Genomic DNA, 6,177 nt, shown 5'->3' on the forward strand with positions numbered 1-6,177 from the left:
GCGCCACGCGCAGCGACTGCGGCGCATGGAACACCTCCGCGGTCGGGCCGTACTGCAGCAGCTCGCCGGCATCCATCACCGCGGTATGGCCGCCGAGCAGCAGCGCCTCGCCGGGCTCGGTGGTGGCGTAGATCACGGTCGAGTCGCCGGCCGCGAACAGTTGCGTGAGTTCCTCGCGCAGGCCTTCGCGCAGCTTGTAGTCGAGGTTCACCAGCGGCTCGTCGAGCAGCATCAGCGGCGCGTTCTTGGCCAGCGCGCGCGCCAGCGCCACGCGCTGCTGCTGGCCACCCGAGAGCTCCTGCGGATAGCGGTCGAGGAACATGCCGATGGACAGCTTGTCGGCCAGCGCGCGCACGCGCGCGTCGATGTTCGATTCGCCGCGCAGCTTGAGCGGCGAGGCGATGTTGTCGGCCACCTTCAGCGAGGGGTAGTTGATGAACTGCTGGTAGACCATCGCCACGTTGCGTTCGCGCACCGGCATGCCGGTGACGTCCTGGCCGTCGACCAGCACCCGGCCCTCGGTGGGCGTGTCGAGGCCGGCCATCAGCCGCATCAGGCTGGTCTTGCCGGCCTGCGTGGCGCCGAGCAGCACGGTCACCGCGCCGCTCTTGGGCGCGATGCTCTGCTCGTAGAGCCAGGTTTGCGCGCCGACCTTCTTGGTCACGCGCTCCAGTGACAGCTGCATCAGCCTTCCCTCCCTTGCATTGCCGGAATCTCCTGCCGCGCGTCCAGCCAGTCGGCCACCTGCCGGCGCTGCTGCGGCGTGTAGCGCAGCCCGAGCTTGGAGCGGCGCCACAGCACGTCGTCGGCGCTCACCACCCATTCGTCGCGCTGCAGGAAGCGCAGCTCGCGCTCGTGCAGGCCGGGCGCCACCTCGGCGCCGAGGTCGGCCATCGATGCGGCATCGCCGAGCAGCTCGCCGATGCGCGCGCCGTAGGCACGCGCGAGCCGGCGCGCGAGCTTGGCGTCGAGCCAGCCGTAGCGCTGCTGCACGGCGGCCAGGAAGCGTTCGAAGTCGCCGTCGGGCCGCTGCGCCGCGCCGATCCAGGCCGACAGGTCACCGCCCGCGAGGAAGGCGCCCTCGGTCCAGGCCGGGCGCTGGCTGTTCGGCTGGCCCAGCATGCGGCCGACCTCGTCGGCGGCGTCCTCGGCCAGCTTGCGGAAGGTGGTGATCTTGCCGCCCCACACCGACAGCAGCGGCGCGGCGGCGGTGTTCGACTCGAGCATGTAGTCGCGCGTGACCGCCGACGGATCGCCCGAGGCATCGTCGAGCAGCGGGCGCACGCCCGAGTAGGTCCACACCACGTCGCTCGGCGCGATCGGCTTCTCGAAATAGCGGCTGGCCTGGGTGCAGAGGTACTCGACCTCCTCGTCGGCGATGCGCGCCGCGCCCGGGTCGTCGCCATGCAGCTCGATGTCGGTGGTGCCGATCAGCGTGAAGTCGTCCTGGTAGGGGATCGCGAAGATGATCCGCTTGTCGGGGTTCTGGAAGATGTAGGCATGGTCGTGCGCGAACACGCGCGGCACCACGATGTGGCTGCCCTTCACGAGCCGCAGGCTCTTGGTGGCCAGTGCCTCGCCGTTGGCGGGCTTCGCCACGCCGCGCAGGAAGGATTCGGCCCAGGGCCCGGCCGCATTCACGACCGCGCGGGCGCGCACCGTTCGGTGCGTGCCGTCGGGGCCCTCGAGCACCGCGGTCCAGCCGTCGGCCTCGCGCCGCGCATGCACGCAGCGGGTGCGCGTGAGCACCTCGGCGCCGCGTGCGCGCGCATCGAGCGCGTTGAGCACCACCAGCCGCGCGTCGTCGACCCAGCCGTCCGAATAGACGAAGCCGCGCTTGAACTGCGGCTTGAGCGGCGCGCCCGCGGCATGGGTGCGCAGGTCCACGCCGCGCGAGGCCGGCAGTACCTCGCGTTTGGCGAGGTGGTCGTAGAGGAACAGGCCGATGCGGATCATCCAGGCCGGGCGCATCGAGGGGTCGTGCGGCATCACGAAGCGCAGCGGCCACATGATGTGCGGCGCGCTCTTGAGCAGCACCTCGCGCTCCTGCAGCGCCTTGCGCACCAGCGAGAACTCGTAGTACTCGAGGTAGCGCAGCCCGCCGTGGATCAGCTTGGTGGAAGAAGACGAGGTATGGGAAGCGAGATCGTCCTTCTCGCACAGCACCACGCGCCAGCCGCGGCCCGCGAGATCGCGCGCGATGCCGCAGCCATTGATGCCGCCGCCGACGATCAGCACATCGCAGTCGGTGGCCGGTGCCGGCGGATTCTGGGAGAGATCGCTCACTGGAATGCCACCCGTCCTTTCGCCCGTCTCTTGTTGTTTCGATGCGTGACCAAAGTCACCGAAGGCGGCCATTGTATTTTCGGTTTTTTTCATTTGAGTTCCTTATGGCGCGATTTTCCTCCGAGTTTTCCCTGATGAATGTTCGTTTTTTTTCGTTCTATAAAGTGACGTACCCGATGCCGCGCCACCGTTCCAAGCGCGTTTTTTTGCGTACTCTCGGCTTACTTTCATTCGTTTTCGCCCCCACTCAGTGAATTCCAACCCTCGCCAGATCAATCTCCTCGACACCGTGCGTGCGCGCGGCTCGGTCACGGTCGAACAGCTCGCCGACATGCTCGGCGTGACCCTGCAGACCGTGCGGCGCGACGTGCAGCGGCTGGCCGACGAAGGCCTCCTGACCCGCTTCCACGGCGGCGTGCGCGTGCCGAGCTCGACCACCGAGAACATCGGCTACCAGCAGCGCGAGACGCTGCATGCCGACGGCAAGGCGCGCATCGCGCGGCGCGTGGCCGAACTGGTGCCGAACGACTGCTCGCTGATCCTCAACATCGGCACCACGACCGAGGCGATCGCGAAGGCGCTGATGCGCCACAGCGGCCTGCGCGTGATCACCAACAACCTGAACGTGGCGACCATCCTGAGCGGCAACAGCCAGTGCGAGGTGATCGTGGCGGGCGGCTCGGTGCGCGCGCGCGACCGCGCCGTCGTGGGCGAGGCCACGATCGATTTCATCCGGCAGTTCAAGGTCGACATCGCGCTGATCGGCGTGTCGAGCATCGAGTCCGACGGCTCGCTGCGCGACTTCGACCTGCGCGAGGTGAAGGTGGCGCAGACCATCATCGCGCAGGCGCGCGAGGTCTGGCTCGCGGCCGACGCGAGCAAGTTCAACCGCCCCGCGATGATCCAGCTCGGTACCCTGTCTCAGATCGACCGCCTCTTCACCGATGCGGAACCGCCCGATCCCTTCCCGACGCTGCTGCGCGACGCGCAGGTGCGGCTCGAGATCGCCCGGCCCCATCAGACCCCGAAGGAATGACTCCCGCATGACGACCACCTACCTGCTCGCCCTCGACCAGGGCACCTCCAGCTCGCGCAGCATCGTGTTCGACCGCGGCGGCCACGTGGTGGCCATCGCGCAGAAGGAACTCAAACAGATCTATCCGCAGCCGGGCTGGGTCGAGCACGATCCGCTCGAGATCTGGGACAGCCAGCTCGCGACCGCGCGCGAGGTCATCGCCAAGGCGAAGCTGCGGCCCGAGGACATCCATGCGATCGGCATCACCAACCAGCGCGAGACCACCGTGCTGTGGAACCGCAAGACGGGCAAGCCGGTGCATCACGCGATCGTGTGGCAGGACCGGCGCGCCGAGCCGCTGTGCGCCCAGCTGCGCGAGGAGGGCCTGGCCGACACCATCCGCGAGAAGACCGGCCTCGTGATCGATGCCTACTTCTCGGGCACCAAGCTGCGCTGGCTGCTCGACAACGTGCCCGGCGCCCGCGAGCAGGCCGAGCGCGGCGAGCTCGCCTTCGGCACCATCGACAGCTGGCTGATGTGGCAGCTCACGGGCGGACGCGAGCACGTGACCGACGTGAGCAATGCCTCGCGCACCATGCTGTTCAACGTGCATCGCAACGAATGGGATGCCGAGCTGCTGGCGGCGCTGCACATCCCCGCCGCGCTGATGCCGGCGGTGCAGCCCTCGGCCTCGCACTTCGTCGACACCGACTCCGCGCTGCTGGGCCGCTCGCTGCCGGTGGGCGGCGTGGCCGGCGACCAGCAGAGCGCGCTGTTCGGCCAGGCCTGCTTCGAGGCCGGCATGGCCAAGAACACCTACGGCACCGGCTGCTTCCTGCTGATGCACACGGGCGAGGCCTTCCAGCCCTCGAGCAACGGCCTGCTCGTGACCAGCGCGGCGCAGACCGGCACGCAGCCGCAGTACGCGATGGAAGGCAGCGTGTTCGTCGGCGGCGCCGTGGTGCAGTGGCTGCGCGACGGCCTCAAGGCGATCAAGGGCAGCGCCGAGGTGCAGTCGCTGGCCGAGAGCGTGCCCGACGCGGGCGGCGTGATGATGGTGCCGGCCTTCACCGGCCTGGGCGCGCCCTACTGGAACGCCGACGCGCGCGGCACCATCACCGGCCTCACGCGCGGCACCACCGTGGCCCACATCGCGCGCGCCGCGCTCGAGAGCATCGCCTACCAGAGCGCCGCGCTGCTGCAGGCCATGAGCCGCGACGCGGTGGCCGCGGGCGGCAAGCCGGTGGCCGAGCTGCGCGTCGATGGCGGCGCCAGCGTGAACGACCTGCTGATGCAGTTCCAGGCCGACCTGCTGGGCATCCCGGTGGTGCGACCCGAGGTGGTCGAGACCACCGCGCTCGGCGCGGCCTACCTGGCGGGACTGTCGACCGGCGTCTACAACGACGTCGGCCAGCTCTCAAAGCTGTGGAAGGTGGAGCGCCGCTTCATGCCCACCATGGGCCGCGCGCAGGCCGAGGAATCGATGGCGCGCTGGGAGCGCGCGGTGCGCCAGGCCACGCAGGCCTGAGCGCCTGGGCCGGGCTTACCAGCCCCAGGTGAGGCTGGTCGACACCCAGCCGACCGCGCCGCCCTCGTGGCGCACCTTGGTCCACTTGCCGCGCCGCTCGAGCGTGCGCAGCACGTCGCCATAGCCGGCCTTCTTCACGATCGGGCTGCGCGCGCCCGGCGCGCGCCGCAGGTTCGCCACCTGCGCCTTCACCACGCGGTGCGGCACCTTGTTGGTCATCGAGCGATAGACCCAGGCGCGGTCGCCCTCGAAGTCGCGCACCTGCAGCCAGTCGCCCTTGCGCTGGAGCACCTGGAACGGATAGCCGTGCGTCACGGTCCAGTGCGCGGGGTTGCCCACGCCCGGTCCGCTGCGCAGATTGAGCGTCTTGACCGCGGAGCTGACCATCTCGCGCGCCCATGCGGCCGGGGCCGAGACGAGCAGCAGGGTCATGACGAGGAGGAGTGCGGGCAGTCGGCTGAATCCGTTCATGGAGGAGGGTTTCCTTTCTCGAGCGCAAGGGTTTTCCAGAGGGCCGGCGAGGCCGGCGCGAGCCTTTCTGGGCCGCGTGCGCCGCAGAAGTTCCGCGACCGATCGATGGCTGGTCGATACTTGCGCGATGCCTCCGCCTCCCAGGAATCATCGAAACGACCGTGCGCGGCGAGTGCCGCGCCCCCTTGCATGGGCCGCCACGGCCGCGCTGCTCGCCCTTGGCCTGCTCGTGTCGGGCTGCACCGACGGCTACCCGAGCGAGGATGCGCCGAACGTGCGCCACATGACGGGCGACCAGCATCTGCGCGCCCTCAACGGCTACCTCGCGCTCGGCGCGACCGCGAGCGGCACCGTGCACCGCAAGCTCGTGAGCCAGGACGACTGCCACGTGGTGCTCAAGAAGCGCCGCGAGGCCGGCCAGGTCCAGCGCATCGTGATCCCGCTGCTCGAGACCAGCGTGGAGATCGCCACCCAGCCTACCGGCAGCGGCCTGCGCGTGAAGCTCGCGCAGCACCTGGACGACGGCGAGCGCGAGGTCCGGCTCAAGCTCGACCTCGATCGCTGGATCGATGCGGTCGCCTGGCGCTCGCACTTCCAGCAATTGCAGATGAACTGCCGCGAGATCAGCGAGGGCGCCGCGGCCGCGTAGCCTTCCTCGGGGGCCGGCGAAGTCCTCGCGGGCGGCGAGGGCACTGCCGGCGACGCCGGCGCGGAGCGGCAGAATCCGCCCGCGACCCATCCTTCGTCTGCCCCGCTTGACCCAGCCGCCCGCCCAAGCCCCCGACCTGCTCCAGGCGCCGGCCATTCCCTCCCCCGATACCGCGCGCAGCAACGGCCTGCTCGCCTGCGGCGTGGTGGCCGCCACCCTGCTCGCGGT

At 69.8% G+C, this 6,177-nt stretch carries 6 protein-coding genes; 3 read left to right on the forward strand and 3 right to left on the reverse strand.

Annotated features, from left to right (window positions below; translation table 11 throughout):
• Both AC27VN_RS29690 and glpD read right to left on the reverse strand, forming a co-directional pair.
• Positions 1-685: ABC transporter ATP-binding protein (locus AC27VN_RS29690; RefSeq protein ID WP_490878866.1), on the reverse strand; the 685-nt coding region annotated here is incomplete at its 3' end.
• Positions 685-2,379, reverse strand: coding sequence for a glycerol-3-phosphate dehydrogenase (gene glpD / locus AC27VN_RS29695; RefSeq protein ID WP_490878867.1), 1,695 nt, complete (start codon positions 2,377-2,379; stop codon positions 685-687). The genes glpD and AC27VN_RS29690, both read right to left, overlap by 1 nt.
• A 157-nt stretch (positions 2,380-2,536) precedes the next feature.
• Here glpD and AC27VN_RS29700 point away from each other — a divergent pair, with 157 nt between their 5' ends.
• Together AC27VN_RS29700 and glpK are read left to right on the forward strand one after the other, a co-directional pair.
• Complete coding sequence (locus tag AC27VN_RS29700) at positions 2,537-3,322, forward strand: DeoR/GlpR family DNA-binding transcription regulator (RefSeq protein WP_093354748.1); 786 nt, start codon at positions 2,537-2,539, stop codon at positions 3,320-3,322.
• Between the two features lie 7 nt (positions 3,323-3,329).
• The gene (gene glpK, locus AC27VN_RS29705; protein ID WP_490878868.1) at positions 3,330-4,829 is read left to right on the forward strand and encodes a glycerol kinase GlpK; all 1,500 of its coding nucleotides are present in this window, start codon (positions 3,330-3,332) and stop codon (positions 4,827-4,829) included.
• A 15-nt stretch (positions 4,830-4,844) separates the two neighbouring features.
• Here glpK and AC27VN_RS29710 read toward each other — a convergent pair whose 3' ends face one another.
• Entirely contained in the window at positions 4,845-5,261 is a 417-nt protein-coding gene (locus AC27VN_RS29710; RefSeq protein WP_296794242.1) for an SH3 domain-containing protein, read from the reverse strand.
• 211 nt (positions 5,262-5,472) lie between these two features.
• On the opposite strand from AC27VN_RS29710, the gene AC27VN_RS29715 reads away from it, so the two are divergent.
• Entirely contained in the window at positions 5,473-5,949 is a 477-nt protein-coding gene (locus AC27VN_RS29715) for a hypothetical protein (protein WP_490878869.1), read from the forward strand.
• The last annotated feature ends 228 nt before the right edge of the window (positions 5,950-6,177 follow it).

Source organism: Variovorax sp. 20P10.2.4, from assembly GCF_058244205.1.